The sequence below is a fragment of the Streptomyces sp. ADMS genome, from assembly GCF_033441795.1.
Taxonomy (GTDB): domain Bacteria; phylum Actinomycetota; class Actinomycetes; order Streptomycetales; family Streptomycetaceae; genus Streptomyces.
This window is the reverse complement of the sequence record NZ_JAVFVX010000480.1, coordinates 1-365: the sequence shown is the minus strand read 5'-3', so window position 1 is coordinate 365 and position 365 is coordinate 1. Positions and strand designations below refer to the sequence as shown.

General features: G+C 70.4%; 1 pseudogene. It reads left to right on the top strand.

Annotated features, from left to right (window positions below):
* Positions 1-100 precede the first annotated feature (100 nt).
* A pseudogene (locus RB628_RS41645) lies at positions 101-365 on the top strand (hypothetical protein); the annotation flags it as partial.

Genomic DNA, 365 nt, shown 5'->3' with positions numbered 1-365 from the left:
CCCGAGGAGCCGCTGCGATGCAGCACGCCCTGATACGCCCACGCCCTGACCCAACCCCGTTGCCCAGCCGGGCTGTCCGCCCCGGCGAACGGCGACGGCGATGAAGAAGACCACCGGAGCCGTCGTCGGTCTCTTCGCCTCCGGTCCGCTGCTGCTGGCCGTTCCGATCCTCGGTATCGCGGCCGGGAGTGCTTCGGCCTCCTGCTCGACAGGCGGCGGTACACAGGCTGTGGATACCTCGGCCGTTGCCGCTCAGGTGAAGGCGATCCTGGACGGCGGCGATAAGGGAACGGTCTCCGTGCCGGGCCTGGACGACCCGGCCGAGCAGGTGCCCAACGCCAAGACCATCCAGGCCACCGGTGTCG